At 62.8% G+C, this 14,486-nt stretch carries 12 protein-coding genes and 1 pseudogene; 2 read left to right on the top strand and 11 right to left on the bottom strand.

The features are described from left to right. Position 1 precedes the first annotated feature (1 nt). The 7 genes and pseudogenes from KEC45_RS08685 to KEC45_RS08715 form a co-directional block, all read right to left on the bottom strand. On the bottom strand, positions 2-394 hold the full coding sequence (locus tag KEC45_RS08685; RefSeq protein ID WP_062180414.1) for a lysozyme inhibitor LprI family protein: 393 nt from the start codon (positions 392-394) through the stop codon (positions 2-4). Then, positions 391-1,422, bottom strand: a complete 1,032-nt coding sequence (bioB, locus tag KEC45_RS08690) for a biotin synthase BioB (protein ID WP_062180411.1) — start codon at positions 1,420-1,422, stop codon at positions 391-393. Before bioB ends, KEC45_RS08685 begins: the two co-directional genes overlap by 4 nt. Positions 1,423-1,441: 19 nt before the next feature. Continuing rightward, positions 1,442-1,888, bottom strand: a complete 447-nt coding sequence (locus KEC45_RS08695) for a hypothetical protein (protein WP_062180408.1) — start codon at positions 1,886-1,888, stop codon at positions 1,442-1,444. Further along, positions 1,885-4,032 (bottom strand): methylmalonyl-CoA mutase, encoded by a 2,148-nt coding sequence (gene scpA / locus KEC45_RS08700; RefSeq protein ID WP_062180405.1) that lies wholly within the window; start codon positions 4,030-4,032, stop codon positions 1,885-1,887. Before scpA ends, KEC45_RS08695 begins: the two co-directional genes overlap by 4 nt. Before the next feature lie 109 nt (positions 4,033-4,141). Beyond that, positions 4,142-4,591, bottom strand: coding sequence for a methylmalonyl-CoA epimerase (mce, locus tag KEC45_RS08705; RefSeq protein WP_062180402.1), 450 nt, complete (start codon positions 4,589-4,591; stop codon positions 4,142-4,144). Positions 4,592-4,601: 10 nt separating this feature from the next. Then, on the bottom strand, positions 4,602-5,351 hold the full coding sequence (locus KEC45_RS08710) for a hypothetical protein (protein ID WP_152682343.1): 750 nt from the start codon (positions 5,349-5,351) through the stop codon (positions 4,602-4,604). A 116-nt stretch (positions 5,352-5,467) separates the two neighbouring features. After that, positions 5,468-7,000 (bottom strand): annotated as a pseudogene (locus KEC45_RS08715) (acyl-CoA carboxylase subunit beta). Between the two features lie 108 nt (positions 7,001-7,108). Between KEC45_RS08715 and KEC45_RS08720 the strand changes: the two are divergent. After that, positions 7,109-8,518, top strand: a complete 1,410-nt coding sequence (locus KEC45_RS08720) for a short-chain fatty acyl-CoA regulator family protein (protein WP_152682342.1) — start codon at positions 7,109-7,111, stop codon at positions 8,516-8,518. Here KEC45_RS08720 and KEC45_RS08725 read toward each other — a convergent pair. Further along, positions 8,515-9,411 carry a LysR family transcriptional regulator gene (locus KEC45_RS08725; RefSeq protein ID WP_062180394.1) on the bottom strand — a complete coding sequence of 299 codons (897 nt, stop codon included), beginning with the start codon at positions 9,409-9,411 and terminating at the stop codon, positions 8,515-8,517. The genes KEC45_RS08720 and KEC45_RS08725 overlap by 4 nt on opposite strands. Positions 9,412-9,522: 111 nt before the next feature. Between KEC45_RS08725 and KEC45_RS08730 the strand changes: the two genes are divergently transcribed. After that, on the top strand, positions 9,523-10,308 hold the full coding sequence (locus tag KEC45_RS08730; protein ID WP_062180391.1) for an SDR family NAD(P)-dependent oxidoreductase: 786 nt from the start codon (positions 9,523-9,525) through the stop codon (positions 10,306-10,308). A gap of 39 nt (positions 10,309-10,347) precedes the next feature. Here KEC45_RS08730 and KEC45_RS08735 read toward each other — a convergent pair whose 3' ends face one another. From KEC45_RS08735 to pgi, 3 genes are all read right to left on the bottom strand, one after another. Then, positions 10,348-11,364, bottom strand: coding sequence for an NAD-dependent epimerase/dehydratase family protein (locus KEC45_RS08735; protein ID WP_062180388.1), 1,017 nt, complete (start codon positions 11,362-11,364; stop codon positions 10,348-10,350). A gap of 61 nt (positions 11,365-11,425) precedes the next feature. Then, entirely contained in the window at positions 11,426-12,772 is a 1,347-nt protein-coding gene (gene gor / locus KEC45_RS08740) for a glutathione-disulfide reductase (protein ID WP_062180385.1), read from the bottom strand. A 106-nt stretch (positions 12,773-12,878) separates the two neighbouring features. Continuing rightward, positions 12,879-14,384, bottom strand: coding sequence for a glucose-6-phosphate isomerase (pgi, locus tag KEC45_RS08745; protein ID WP_062183879.1), 1,506 nt, complete (start codon positions 14,382-14,384; stop codon positions 12,879-12,881). Between the last annotated feature and the right edge of the window lie 102 nt (positions 14,385-14,486).

Raw genomic sequence — 14,486 nt, forward strand, 5'->3', positions numbered from 1 at the left:
CTCAATATTCCTCAATCAGATCTTTGAGTTGTTTGGTACGCGCATCGGTGAGTTGCGTCTGGCAACCGCTGATCACCATCGGTTCGGCCGAGCCGCCACGCATCGTGTAGCCTTCGCTCGCGCATTGCTTGTCGCGGTAGGTCAGCCAGGCGCGCTGCGCCGCGAGCAATGTGTCGAAATAACCGGGGCGATTGTCCTGCGTGCGGTCGAACTCGGCGTCGATCGCTTTCATGCGCGCCGCCGTCACCTTCCACTGCGCGTTCATCGCAGCATCCGCGCGCTCGAATTCCTTGTACGCGCATGCGTTGAGTTCGAACTGCGCCATCGCATTGTCGCAATCGATCTCGGGATCCTGGGCGGCCGCCGCCAATGCCAAGAGGGCCGAAAGGATCATTCCGCCGCTTCCATTTGCGCGCGCATCGGCTCTTCGCTCACCATCGGCACGATCCCCAGCTTCGCGAACAGCGCCGCGTCGGCATTGTCGCCGCGGTTGCCGGTGGTGAGCAGCTTGTCGCCGGTGAAGATGCTGTTCGCGCCCGCCATGAAGCACAGCGCCTGCGTCGCCTCCGACATGCTCTCGCGCCCCGCTGACAGGCGGACCATCGATTTCGGCATGGTGATGCGCGCGACGGCGATCGTGCGGACGAACTCGATGTCGTCGATCTTCGCGAGCGGGGTGTCGGCGAGCATGTCGCCGAGCACGGTGCCCTTTACGGGCACCAGCGCGTTCACTGGCACGCTTTCGGGATGGCGTTCGAGCGTCGCCAGCGCGTGGATGAAGCCGACACGATCCTGCCGGTTCTCGCCCAGCCCGACAATCCCGCCCGAGCAGACGTTGATCCCGGCGTTGCGGACTTCCTCGAGCGTATCGAGGCGGTCCTGAAACGTCCGTGTCGAAATGATATTCCCGTAATTCTCGGGAGAAGTGTCGATATTGTGGTTATAATAATCGAGCCCCGCGACCGCGAGCGTCTGCGCCTGTTCCTTGGTCAGCATCCCCAGAGTCATGCAGGTTTCCATGCCCATCTGGCGCACGCCCTCTATCATCTCGACGATCGCAGGCATGTCGCGGTCCTTTGGGTTGCGCCAGGCGGCACCCATGCAGAATCGCTTCGATCCCGAATCCTTCGCCTGCGCTGCCGATTGCAGGACCGCGCGCACATCCATCAGCTTCGTCGCCTTCAATCCGCTTTCGGCGCTTTTCGACTGCGAGCAATAACCGCAATCCTCGACGCAGCCGCCGGTCTTGATCGACAGCAAGGTGCAAAGCTGGACTTCGCCGCGCGCGTGATGGCGGCGGTGGACGCCCTGCGCCTCCCACATCAGTTCGTCGAACGGCAGGTCGAACAGCTCGGCGATTTCCTCGCGCGTCCAGTCGGTACGCACCTGATCGTCTTGCGGGGCAGTTTGGGAGAGGTTCATGGATTTCGGCCCTTTGATGTTATTTGCAGAAGCGCTCTAGAGCGGCGCCGTAAAATTCGATCGTCGGCGTTTCGCCGAACATGTCCTGATAATTGCCTTCCGCCCACGGCCGACGGTCGCCATAGCTGATCGTCACCTGCCGTCCGGTTTCGGCGTTGCCATATTCGCCGACGCCGTAAAGCGTGAAGTCGATATCGGCTTCGGGATCGTCGCAATTCAGACGGATCAGCCCCTTGTTCACATATTTGTCGCTCGTCTCGAAATAGATGTCGCGCCAGGGGCCGTCGCTCTTTTCGACGCGGCCATACCAGTCGGTGAAATAGACGTCGTCGATCTGCTGCCGATAGATCAACTCGACAGGGACATTCTTGCGATATTCGCTCGGACGGCTGGCGGGTTCGGCGTGCGCCGCCGTTCCGCTCATGGCGGCCACCCCTGCAAGCATCAGGCGAAGCAGATGGTTCAAGCAGCATCCTCCAGCGGTGGCATATTGTGGCCGAGCAGGCGCAGCACGTCGGCGGCACATTCGACCACATTGCTGCCGGGGCCGTAGATGCCCTGGACGCCCGCGTCGCGGAGATAGTCGTAATCCTGCGGCGGGATGACGCCGCCTGCAATGACCTTGATGTCGTTACGGCCGGCTTCGCGAAGCTTGTTGATGAGTTCGGGGATCAGCGTTTTGTGCCCCGCGGCAAGGCTCGATGCGCCGACGACATCGACGCCGCTGTCGAGCGCCAGCACCACCGTTTCCTCAGGCGTCTGGAACAAGGGGCCGGACACGACATCAAAGCCCATGTCGCCAAAGGCCGAGGCGATGACGTTCGCGCCGCGATCATGCCCATCCTGACCCATCTTGGCCACGAGCAGCTTGGGTTTTCGGCCCATACGGCGTTCGACCGCCGCGACACCGTCAAGCACCTGCTGCCAGCGCGCATCGCCTTCATAGGGCGCGGCATAGACGCCCTTCACCGGGGTCGGCTGGGTGCCGTAACGGTCAAAGCTTTCTTCCATCGCCGAAGAAATTTCGCCGAGCGTCGCGCGCGCGCGCGCAGCATCGACGGCGTGGGCAAGCAGGTTATTCTCGATCGACTGCTCGCCCGCGGCAGCATCGCGCAGCGCCTTCAGCGCCGCCTGACAGGCCGCTTCGTCACGAGCCGCCTTGGTCTTGTTGATCCGCGCGATCTGCGCCTCGCGCACCTTCGTGTTGTCGACCTCCAGCGTTTCGAGCAAATCCTCGTTCGCCAGGCGATATTTGTTCACCCCGACAATCACGTCGTCGCCGCGGTCGACACGCGCCTGACGCGCTGCTGCTGCGGTCTCGATCATCGCCTTGGGCCAGCCCGCCGCGACGGCCTTGGCCATGCCGCCTTCCTTCTCGACGCGTTCGATAATCTCCCACGCCTTGTCGACCAGTTCCTGCGTCAAAGCCTCGACATAATAGGAGCCGCCGAGCGGATCGACGACCTTGGTCATCCCGGTCTCTTCCTGGATGACGATCTGGGTGTTGCGCGCGATGCGGGCCGAAAAGTCGGTCGGCAGCGCGATGGCCTCGTCGAGCGCGTTGGTGTGGAGGCTCTGCGTGCCGCCGAGCATCGCCGCCATCGCCTCGATCGTCGTGCGCATGACGTTGTTGTATGGGTCCTGCTCGGTGAGCGAGACGCCCGACGTCTGGCAGTGGGTGCGCAGCATCTTCGACCGCTCGTCCTTGGCACCAAGATTGGTCATCACGCGGTGCCACAACACCCGCGCGGCGCGAAGTTTAGCGATCTCCATGAAGAAATTCATGCCGATCGCGAAGAAGAAGGACAGGCGCCCGGCGAACTTGTCGATGTCGAGCCCCGATGCGACGCCATAGCGCACATATTCGGCGCCGTCGGCGATGGTGAATGCCAGTTCCTGCACCTGCGTCGCCCCGGCTTCCTGCATATGATAGCCGGAGATGGAGATGCTGTTGAACTTGGGCATCTCGCGCGACGTATAGCCGAAGATGTCCGAGATGATCCGCATGCTCGGTTCGGGCGGGTAGATATAGGTGTTGCGGACCATGAACTCCTTGAGGATGTCGTTCTGGATCGTCCCGTCGAGCAGCTTGCGCTCGACCCCCTGCTCCTCGCCCGCGACGATGAAGAAGGCGAGGATGGGGATCACCGCGCCATTCATCGTCATCGACACCGACATCTGATCGAGCGGGATGCCGTCGAACAGGATCTTCATATCCTCGACGCTGTCGATCGCGACCCCCGCTTTACCGACGTCGCCGACGACGCGCGGATGGTCGCTGTCATAACCGCGGTGCGTCGCGAGGTCGAAGGCGACCGACAGGCCCTTTTGGCCCGCCGCCAGGTTGCGGCGATAAAAGGCGTTCGATTCCTCGGCGGTCGAAAAGCCTGCATATTGACGGATCGTCCAAGGGCGTCCGGCATACATCGACGCGCGAACGCCGCGTGTGAACGGCGCGAAGCCAGGCAGGCCGGGATCGGTCTGCACGTCTTCGGCCGTGTAGAGCGGCTTGACGTCGATACCCTCGGGCGTCGCCCAAGTGAGGTCCTTGCCCTTCACTTCCTTTTCCGCGGCGGCGGCCCATTGGTCGAGCGTTGGCTTGTCGGTCATATGCAGTCTCTACTCTCTTTTCGTCATGCCGGACTTGATCCGGCACCCCGCTTTGCGACGCCCGCCAGCGGGACCCCGGATCAAGTCCGGGGTGACGATGAAATGAACGTCAGTGGTCGCCCTTCGGCGTCTCCATAATCTCGGTCAGCACCCCGCCCATATCCTTGGGGTGCAGGAAGAAGATCAGCGTCCCATGCGCCCCGATCCGCGGCTCGCCGAGCACGCGCTTGCCCATCGCCTCGAACTCGGCCTTGGCGGCATGGATATCGGGAACCTCGTAGCACAGATGATGCTGCCCTCCTGCCGGGTTCTTTTGCAGGAAGGCCGCGATCGACGCATTACCCGGCAATGGCTCGATCAGCTCGATTTGTGTGCCGTTCAGCCCCCCAAGCCCTGAAGAGTCGGTCGGCGTATCGACGAAGCACACTTTCACGCCCTGTTCGGGCAGATCGAAAGGTTCATGAATCTGCGTCGCCCCCATCACATCGCGGTAAAAGACGATGCTGTCGGCGATCGACGGCGTGGCGACGCCGATATGGTTGAGGCGACCCAGTTTCATCTCATTCTCCTCAGCAGCCCGGAATCTGGTCCTTGCCGACCAGTTCATATTTGCCATTTTTGAACAGATATTGCTGCTTGATCGTGCGTGTCCCGGAATAGGTGACGGTAAAGCTCTTGTCGGGAACGGCCGCGGTGATCTGCCCGTCGAAGCCCTGTTCCTTCTGGTTCAGGCCGCCACCCGAGCTCATGCTGTCGGTGAAGCTCGCGCGATCCGCCGGCGCGTCGGGCGCCAGTTCGGTCAGCGTCGCGCTGCTGATCGCGCAGCCCTGCCAAACGCCGCCGCCCGAGGTAATGAGATAGGGATTTTTGCCGATTGCATCGCTGAAGGCCCAGGCGGTCGCGGCGTTGCCGACGCTGCCGACCGAACCGAGGTCGAGCCACTCGCCCTTGCGCTGCCAGCCAGACGGGCCGCCCTGCAGATAATGGATCGCGTTGACCCCGCCCTCGCTGTGCCCCGCTTCGTCGAGGCTGCCGAGGCTCAGCAGCACGCCGACATTGTTCGGGAGCAGATGGATCGCGGCGGGACGGAATGTGTAAGTGCGACCGTCGATCTCACGCGTTGCGGTCGGCTCGGCGCCCTTGGCAAGGCCGAACGCGGTCCGGAACGCAAGGCCGATCGTCGTGTCTTCCTCGCTGCCGAGCGTCACTGGAAAGGCGGGCTTCGGCTTACCCACCGGCGTATCGGGATCGAACGCCGACGCTGCCGGCGCGGCGAGAAGAACGGGAGCAATCAGGGTAGCAAGAAGGAGTTTACGCATCTTCAAACCTCATTTGGAATCAAGGACATCGCGGTTTTAGCCGCTCGCTGTCCATGGCTCCAGTCCGGTGCTTCATATGTGCCGGACATCACATATGACGACAAAAATGCTCGCGATCAGAGCGGAATATTGTCGTGCTTCTTCCACGGGTTTTCGAGTTGCTTGTTCCGAAGCTTACGCAACCCCAGCGCGATCCGCTTGCGGGTATTATGCGGGTGGATCACCTCGTCGATATAGCCGCGCGACGCCGCAACGAAGGGGTTGGCGAAGCGGGCTTCATATTCCTTCGTACGCTGCGCGATCTTTTCGGGGTCGCCGATGTCGCTGCGAAAGATGATCTCGACCGCGCCCTTTGCACCCATCACCGCAATCTCTGCGGTCGGCCAGGCATAGTTGAGGTCGCCGCGCAGATGCTTGGACGCCATCACGTCATAGGCGCCGCCATAGGCCTTGCGCGTGATCACCGTGATCTTGGGAACCGTCGCCTCGGCATAGGCGAAGAGCAGCTTGGCGCCATGTTTGATGATGCCGTTATATTCCTGTGCGGTGCCGGGCAGGAAGCCGGGGACATCGACAAAGGTTATGATCGGAATCTCGAACGCATCGCAGAAACGGACGAAGCGCGCCGCCTTCTTCGACGAATTAATGTCGAGCACGCCCGCAAGCACCAGCGGCTGGTTCGCGACGATGCCGATCGTGCGGCCCTCGATACGGCCGAAGCCGCAGATGATGTTCGCGGCGTGCGCCGGCTGCACTTCGAAGAAATCGCCTTCGTCGACGGTTTTGCGGATCAGCTCGTGCATGTCGTACGGCTGGTTCGCATTCGGCGGGATCAGCGTGTCGAGGCTGGCCTCGGCGCGGTCGTAGGGGTCGCTCGTCGGGCGGACGGGAACGCCGCTGCGGTTGTTTTCGGGCAGGTAATCGAAGAAATCGCGCGCAGCGAGCAGCGCCTCGATGTCGTTCTCGAACGCCAGATCGGCGACCGAGCTTTTGGTCGTATGCGTGATCGCGCCGCCGAGTTCCTCCTGCGTCACAACCTCATTAGTCACCGTTTTGACAACATCCGGACCAGTGACGAACATATAGCTGCTGTCCTTCACCATGAAGATGAAGTCGGTCATCGCGGGGCTGTAAACTGCCCCGCCCGCGCACGGGCCCATGATCAGCGAAATCTGCGGCACGACGCCTGAGGCAAGCACGTTGCGCTGGAACACCTCAGCATAGCCGCCGAGCGAAGCGACGCCCTCCTGAATGCGTGCGCCGCCACTGTCGTTGAGGCCGATGACGGGCGCGCCGACCTTCATCGCATTATCCATCACCTTCATGATCTTCTCGGCATGCCGTTCCGACAGCGAGCCGCCGAAGACCGTGAAATCCTGGCTGAAGACATAGACGAGGCGGCCGTTGATCGTGCCCGATCCGGTAACGACACCATCGCCGGGGACGATCTGGTCCTACATCCCGAAATCGGTGCAATTATGTTCGACATAGGTGTCGAGCTCTTCGAACGACCCTTCGTCGAGAAGTACGTCGAGCCGCTCTCTCGCGGTCAGCTTGCCCTTGGCATGCTGGGCATCGATGCGTTTTTGTCCGCCGCCCAAGGCGGCAGCGGCCCGGCGGCGTTCCATTTCGGCGATATTGGCGGACATGCGGCTCTCCGATAGTGTCGAACGCGCCGTCTGCCCCCGCTGGCGTCCCGATGCAAATGCGAATTTGCAAAGTTGCAAAGTGCATATTTGCAAAGTAGCATGAGCGCCATGCAGCCAACCCGTCTCTACGCTGGGCGACAACTTCGTCAACTTCGGGAAACCCGCGCCATCCGTCAGGCCGATTTCGCGACGCGGCTCGGCATCTCGGCCTCTTATCTCAGCCAGATCGAGCATGACGATCGCCCGCTGACGCCCGCTTTGCTCGATCGGTTGCAAAAACTGTTTCCGCTCGAATGGGAAGAAGTCGCAGCGGACGCGGGCGACCGCCGTGCAGGCGCCCTTCGCGAAGCTGCGGCTGACCCGCTTTTCGCGGCGTCACCCCTTGCGCCCGAACAGCTCGAACGTGCCGCGCTCCAGCAACCGCAACTCGCCGACCAGTTCGTCGCGCTTCATGCGGCTTACCGCCGCGCGGGGCAGCGGCTCCAGATCATCGACGAGGCACTGACTGGCGGCACCGCCGAGGGCAGCCGCCTACCGTGGGAAGAGGTGCGCGACTGGTTTCACGACGCGGGGAACTACGTCGACAGTATCGACCGCGCGGCTGAGACATTGGCCGGGCAGCTGAGGGGTAAGGAGCCCTCGCCTGCAATCGAAACAATCGAACGGAGGCTACGCGACGCGCTCGGCATCTCGATCGTCTATAACCAGACGCAGGCGCTGCGCGATTTCGATGCGACGATGCGGCATCTGGTGATCGATCCATCGCAGCCCGCCGAAAGCCGGCGCTTCCAACTCGCGCACCAACTTGCCGCGCTCGCGCTTGCGAGAGAAATTGCGGCGGTGGTCGAAGCATCGCCCCTGCGCACTGCGGCGGCGCGCCAATTGCTCCACGTCGGGCTTGCCAACTATGCCGCCGGCGCAGTGCTGATGCCCTATGCGCCGTTCCGCGCCAGCGCGCGCGCCGTACGGCACGACATCGACAGGCTACGGATGCAATATGGGGTCAGCTTCGAGCAGGCCTGCCATCGTCTTTCGACGCTTCAGCGCCCCGGCGCGCGGGGTATCCCGATGTTCTTCTGCCGCGTCGATATGGCAGGCAACATTACCAAGCGGCACTCGGCGACGCGGCTCCAATTCGCGCGTTTCGGCGGTGCATGTCCGCTGTGGATCGTACATGAAGCGGCTGCGATCCCGGACCGCATCCTGTTCCAGCTAGCCGAGACGCCCGATGGCCTGCGCTATGTGTCGATGGCGAAGGGGCTCGTAAAACCGTCGGGCAGCTATGCGCGCAGCCCGCGTCGATACGCCGTCGCGCTGGGCTGCGAGGCGCAATATGCAGGCGATTTCGTCTATGCCGACGGGGTCGATGTCGCGGCGCCGCAGGCGGCGACACGGATTGGCCTCTCCTGCCGCATCTGCCCGCGCGACGATTGCGACCAGCGCGCCTTCCCACCAAGCGACCGCCCGATCCTGGTCGATCCCGACCGGCGCGACGTCGTGCCGTACCGGATCGGCTAGCGTTCGATCACCAGTTCCTCGTCGAGAAAGTCGAGAAAGGCGCGGATACGCGCTGCCGCCCGATCCTCGGCGGCGTAAAGCGCATGAATATCCTCGCCGTCCTTGGGATTGAAATCGGGCAGCACTTCGACGAGGCGGCCCGCCGCAAGATCCTGTGCCACGTGAAAGCGCCCATGCCGGGCGATGCCGCCGCCCGCGACTGCCATCTGGCGCACGACCTCGCCCGAATTGCCAAAGAAGCTGCCATGGACGGGGCGTTGGACGATTTTGCCGCCAATGAGAAAGGGCCAACTGTCAACCGAGCGGCGGAAACTGAAGCGCAGGCAGTCATGCGCTTCGAGATCGTCAGGTGCTTGCGGCGTTCCGCGCCGCGCGAGATAATCGGGGCTCGCGACCAGGACCATACGGCTATGACCGAGCTTCTTCGCGTGCAACCGGGTGTCACGCAGCGGGCCGATACGGATCGCGATGTCGGCGCGATCCTCGACAAGATCTACGATCGCATCGGATAGTGTGAGATCGACGGTGACTTCCGGATACCGCGCTGTGAAGCGAGGCAGGATCGGCAACAAGCCCATGGTGCCGATCGACGGTGAAGCGTTGATGCGGAGCAGCCCGCGCGGACCCTGCCCTTCTTGCCCCAGCCCCGCCTCAACCGTCGCGATATCAGCCAGCAGCACGCTCATCCGGTCGCGATAGGCGGAGCCTTCCGACGTCAGCGCGAGCGAGCGGGTCGTCCGGCGCATCAATGTGACACCGAGGCGTTGCTCAAGTCGTGCTATGCTGCGACTGACGGCGGAGGGCGTAAGACGCAGCACCTTTGCCGCGGACGCGAGGCTGCCGCCATTCGCCACCGCCAGAAAGGTTTCGATATCGCCAAACCGGTTATCCATTGTCATTCCTGATTTTATATCATCACTAAAGTGACGAAGCGCATTCTAATCAACAATCGGTCGGCGCGCTATCTTCGGCTCATCTACTAGAACCAAGGAAGGAGACCGTTCATGGACCTTAAACTCAAAGGCAAGACTGCCCTCGTCACCGGATCGACCGCTGGCATCGGTTTTGCGATCGCCAAGCGCCTCGCCGAAGAAGGCGTCGATGTCGTTATCACCGGCCGCAACCAGCAAAAGCTGGACGAGGCGGCCGCCGAACTGGCCCAGTCGGGCACCATCCGCGCCGTCCTTGCCGATCCCGCTACCGCTGAAGGTGCCGAGGCACTGATCGCTGCTGTTCCCGCGGTCGATATCCTCGTCAACAATCTGGGCATTTATGAAGCCAAGCCTTTTGCGGAGATCAGCGATGCGGACTGGCACAATATCTTCGAGGTCAATGTCGTAAGCGGCGCACGCCTGTCGCGGCATTACTTCCCCAAGATGCTCGATAAAAACTGGGGCCGGGTGATCTTCATCGCGAGCGAAAGCGGCCTGCTGCCGCCCGCCGAGATGATCCATTACGGCATGACCAAGACGGCACAGCTCACCATCGCACGCGGGCTTGCCGAGCAGACCAAGGGAACGGGAGTTACCGTCAACAGCGTGCTGCCGGGACCGACGCGCTCGGAAGGCATCACCGATTTCATCCGCTCGGTCGTGTCGAACCCCGACGCGCCCGAAGCCGAGCGCGAAAAGGCGTTCTTCGAGGAACTGCGCCCGCTGTCGCTGATCCGCCGCCTGATCGAGGCCGACGAGATCGGCGCAATGGTCACCTACCTGGCAAGCCCGCTCGCGGCGGTCACCAACGGCGCGGCCATCCGCGCCGAGGGTGGGATCGTCCCGACGATTGCATAAAGCTTCGCCTCCCCTCCCGCTTGCGGGAGGGGAATCAGGCTATACCTTCACGATCCCGCGCTCGATCAGGCTATGCGCCGTCGCGAGGATCGCCTCTTCGGGTGGGCGCATCGTCCAGCCGAGCGTCTGCATTGCATGGCTGCTGTCGCCGCCGCGGACGTTACCGAGTTCGGCGACGAGCTGTTTAAGTTCGGGCCGCACCAGCGCGAACAGCTTGAGCAGCCAGTCGGGCATCTTGCGTGTTGGCACCTTCCTCGCCTTGTCGCCAAGTTTTGCGGTCAGGATATTGGCGACATCGATCATCTTCAGGAACGGCCCCGAGCAGACATAACGTTCATCGCTTATGCTCGGCGCGGTCAGTGCGCGATAATGGAGATCCGCGACATCGCGGACGTCGATGATCCCGAAACCGATGTCGGGGCACATTGGTACCTTGCCCTCGAGCAATTGCTTCACCAGCTCGATCGAGGTCGAGAGGTCGTCGGACAGCAACGGTCCAAACACCGCGGCGGGGTTGACCGAAGCGAACTCCATATCGCCGCCCTCGGCCGCAACCCAGTCGCGCGCCGCTCGCTCAGCTATGGTTTTCGAGCGCGGATAGGGCATGACCTCCGGATTATCGAGGTTCGTCCAGTCGGCTTCGTTGTAAATGTCGCGCGACTTGCCATGGCCGTAGGCTATCGCCGCCATCGACGAGGTGAGGACGAAGCGCCTGACTCCCGCCGCACGCGCGAACCGCAGCGCGCGAAGCGCGCCTTCGCGCGCGGGGACCACCAACTCGTCTGCGTGTTTGGGAACGCCGAGCGGAAAGGGTGACGCAACATGCGCGACGTGGCTGCAGCCGACGATCGCTTCGGCCCAACCCGCGTCGTGTTCCAGGTCGGCGGCGAAGAAAGCGAGCCGGTCGTTATCGACGCCCAGCCAGGCGCGGACTTCAGGTTCGCGTTTCAGGTTGCGGACGGTGGTATGCACCATCCAGCCATTGTCGATCAGCTGCCGGATCAGGAAGCCCGCGATATAGCCGCTGCCCCCGGTGACCAATGCCGTTCCCGCCATGCACCCCTCCTCTCACGCCTAATGCAAGGAAGATAGCGCATGCGGGTTGCAGGCCGAAACCTTATTTGAGGAGTACCAGTTCCTCGGCCATGCTCGGGTGCAACGCGACCGTCGCGTCGAAATCGGCCTTCGTCAGCCCCGCCTTCACCGCGATGGCGGCCGCCTGCAGGATTTCTGGCGCGTCGGGGCCAATCATGTGCAGCCCGACGACCTGATCCGTCGCGGCATTCACGATCATTTTATACAGCGCGCGCTCGTTGCGGCCCGCGAGGACATTCTTCATCGCCCGGAAATCGCTAGTGTAAACGCGGATCGAACCAAGCTTGTTGCGCGCCTCAGCCTCAGTCATCCCGACCGCGCCGATCGGCGGATGGCTGAACACGGCACTTGGGACATTGGCGTAGTCGACGACGGTCGGCTTGCCCCCGAACACCGAGTCCGCAAACGCCTGCCCCTCACGGATCGCGACGGGAGTCAATTGTATGCGGTTGGTGACGTCGCCAACCGCATAGATGCTCGGCACTGACGACTGGCTTGTTTCGTCAACCTTGATCGCGCCGTCCTTGTCGAGTTCGACCCCGACCTCTTCAAGCCCGATGCCCTTGCTGTTCGGCACGCGGCCCGCGGCAACGAGCACCGCATCGGCATGGATCGGATCACAACCTTCGAGATGGACAGTCAACGAACCGTCTTCATTCTTTTCGATCGACTGGAACGGCGCATTAAACTTGAAATCGATGCCCTTGGTCATCGAAATCTGGAGCAGCCGGTCGCGGATCTGCTCGTCGTAACCGCGCAGGATCGTGTCGCCGCGATTGACGATCGTCACCTTGCTGCCGAATTCGTTGAAGATGCCAGCGAATTCGTTGGCGATATAGCCGCCACCCGCGATCACGACGCGCTTTGGCAGCGTTTCGAGATGGAAGACTTCGTTCGAGGTGATCGCATGTTCACTGCCCGGGAATTCAGGGACGTGCGGCCAGCCGCCGGTCGCGATCAGGATGCGTTCGGCGGTAAGCTCGGTCCCGTCGGCGAGGCGTATCTTCTGGGGGCCGATGACGGTCGCACGCGTCTTGAGGACGGTGACTTTATGGTTGTCGAGCGTCTGGCCGTATAGCCCCTCGAGCCGGTCGACCTCCGCGAGCACATTGTCGCGCAGCACGGGCCAGTTGAACTTGCACTCAGGCACGTCCCAACCGAACTTGCGCGCGTCGTGGATGTCCTCGGCAAAATGGGCGCCGTAAACGAGCAGTTTCTTAGGCACACAGCCCCGGATCACGCAGGTGCCGCCGACCCGATATTCCTCCGCCACCGCAACGCGAGCGCCGTGCGAGGCCGCGATGCGTGAAGCCCGCACACCGCCCGAACCGGCGCCGATGACAAACAGGTCATAGTCGAAATCGCTCATGGATTACCCCTGAATTGGACAGGCAGGCATTCGTGCCGGGCGCCTATGTGGTTACACGGGCGCAGCTTGCCAATCGAAATTTACGGTCAGTGACAGCGACGCGCACTCAGTCGCCGAGCGCCGCCTGCATCAGCGCACGCGTCGCCGCGTCGAATTCGACGGTCCCTTCGGCGAGGCCCTTCGCCATTTCCTTGCCCAGCTCGACCCCGAACTGGTCGAACGGGTTGATCCCGAGCAGCACGGCGTTGGCGAAGACACGATGCTCGTAAAAGGCGATCAGCGCGCCGAGGCTGCGCGGCGTCACCTGGTCGAGCAGGATTGTCGTCGACGGGCGGTTCCCGGGATAATTGCGCGCGCCATCCTCGCTCGCGCGGCCCGTCATCAGCGCGGCGCCCTGTGCGATGCAATTGGCGACGAGCGTTTCATGATGCGCATCATCGAGCAGATGGTCGGGCTCGCGTGCGACGACGAACTCGACCGGGGTCAGGTGCGTCCCCTGATGGAGCAACTGGAACACTGCATGCTGTGCGTCGGTGCCGACGCCGCCCCAGGTGATCGGCGCGGTCTGCTGCGCCAGCGGCTGGCCGTCAAACGTCACCGATTTGCCGTTCGATTCCATTTCGAGCTGCTGCAGATAGGACGGCAGCAGACGAAGCCGCTCGTCATAAGCAAAGACTGCGCGCGTCTGGCACGCGAGGCGGTTGGCGTAAATCTGGTCGGCGAAGGCGGCGAGCAGGCAGATATTGTCCGCGCCGTCGGCGAGGCGGAAATGGCGGTCCATCTCGGCCGCGCCTTCCAACAGATCGGCAAAGGCGTCCCAGCCGAGCGCGAGCGCGGCGGGAAAACCGATCGACGACCATAGCGAATAGCGGCCGCCAACACTTTCGTTGAACGGCAGTATGCGCGTTTCATCGATGCCCCATTCCATCGCGCGCTCGGGCTTCGCGGTCAGCGCGATAAATCGCCCGACCGGATCGACAACGCCCGCTTCGTCGAGCCACTGCAGCGCCGAATTGGCGTTGAGCAGGGTTTCGGTCGTGGTGAAAGTCTTCGAAGCCACGGCAACGAGCGTATGCTCGGGACTGAACTTGGCGAAGGCTTCGTCGAGCGCAGCGCCATCGACGTTCGACACCACCGCGACATCATAACGATCGCTGTGACGGCCGAGCGCGTCGATAAGCAGATCCGGGCCGAGCGCCGACCCGCCGATGCCGATGTGGAGCAGGTGGCGGATCTCGCCGAACGCGCCGGCCTCGATCGCGTCGATCATCATCCGCATCCGCTGATGGAGCGCCTGGGCGGCATGAACCGACTCGGGAGCCCCATCCCCGCGCTCGGCGCTATGTTCGGCAGCACGATCCTCCGTCGGGTTCGCGATCCCGCCCGAGAAGAGCGTTTTGCGACGACCGGCGAAATCCTGCGCTTCCGCAAGGCCGGACAGGATCGCGATCGCCGAGGTGTCGAGATGGGTCTTGGCGAAGTCGAAACGAATGTCGGCGACGCTGCGCACCAGCGCCTGCAGCCGCGCTTCAGGGTCGGCGGCGACCAGATCGATCAGCTTCTGCGGCTGCCAGTCGGAGAGGGCCTGCCAGGCATCGGGGGCGGTTGTCATCGTCATTGTCCTCAACGGGGGAGTGAATCGCCGACTTTCTCTAAGCCTGCCGCCAGCCGCGCGCCAGTGTCGTCCGCCGATATTTGCTTGACGTGGCAACCT

The organism is Sphingopyxis sp. USTB-05 (assembly GCF_023822045.1).
In the GTDB taxonomy this organism is placed as follows: domain Bacteria; phylum Pseudomonadota; class Alphaproteobacteria; order Sphingomonadales; family Sphingomonadaceae; genus Sphingopyxis.

Coding starts and splice junctions, on each gene's coding strand:
- KEC45_RS08685 (WP_062180414.1), bottom strand. CDS start 394: ATGATCCTTTCGGCCCTCTTGGCATTGGCGGCGGCCGCCCAGGATCCC.
- bioB (WP_062180411.1), bottom strand. CDS start 1,422: ATGAACCTCTCCCAAACTGCCCCGCAAGACGATCAGGTGCGTACCGAC.
- scpA (WP_062180405.1), bottom strand. CDS start 4,032: ATGACCGACAAGCCAACGCTCGACCAATGGGCCGCCGCCGCGGAAAAG.
- mce (WP_062180402.1), bottom strand. CDS start 4,591: ATGAAACTGGGTCGCCTCAACCATATCGGCGTCGCCACGCCGTCGATC.
- KEC45_RS08710 (WP_152682343.1), bottom strand. CDS start 5,351: ATGCGTAAACTCCTTCTTGCTACCCTGATTGCTCCCGTTCTTCTCGCC.
- KEC45_RS08720 (WP_152682342.1), top strand. CDS start 7,109: ATGCAGCCAACCCGTCTCTACGCTGGGCGACAACTTCGTCAACTTCGG.
- KEC45_RS08725 (WP_062180394.1), bottom strand. CDS start 9,411: ATGGATAACCGGTTTGGCGATATCGAAACCTTTCTGGCGGTGGCGAAT.
- KEC45_RS08730 (WP_062180391.1), top strand. CDS start 9,523: ATGGACCTTAAACTCAAAGGCAAGACTGCCCTCGTCACCGGATCGACC.
- KEC45_RS08735 (WP_062180388.1), bottom strand. CDS start 11,364: ATGGCGGGAACGGCATTGGTCACCGGGGGCAGCGGCTATATCGCGGGC.
- gor (WP_062180385.1), bottom strand. CDS start 12,772: ATGAGCGATTTCGACTATGACCTGTTTGTCATCGGCGCCGGTTCGGGC.
- pgi (WP_062183879.1), bottom strand. CDS start 14,384: ATGACAACCGCCCCCGATGCCTGGCAGGCCCTCTCCGACTGGCAGCCG.